Raw genomic sequence first — 256 nt, 5'->3', positions numbered from 1 at the left:
CCACTTTTGGGAAAGTCGATACAAAAGTCAGGCTTTGCTCGATGAAAAAGCGTTGCTTGCTGCAATGGCTTACACTGACTTGAATCCCGTGCGTTCAGGTACCGCTAAAACCCTCGACACCTCTGATTACACTTCAATCAAAAGTCGATTAAAGACACTTTATCAACAACAACCCACCGAGCCGAATTTATTTCCTTTCGTTGGTGGTTCAACCCGCACAACTCATCCAGGAATACCGTTTAGATTGATGGATTAC

1 pseudogene is annotated in these 256 nt (G+C 44.1%); it reads left to right on the top strand.

From position 1 onward, the window contains the following. A pseudogene (locus R3X26_RS19000) lies at positions 1-256 on the top strand (transposase); the annotation flags it as partial.

This window comes from Vibrio sp. TH_r3 (genome assembly GCF_033101115.1).
In the GTDB taxonomy this organism is placed as follows: Bacteria; Pseudomonadota; Gammaproteobacteria; order Enterobacterales; family Vibrionaceae; genus Vibrio.
Note: the sequence above shows the minus strand (reverse complement) of the source record. Positions and strands in the feature narration are given on the sequence as shown.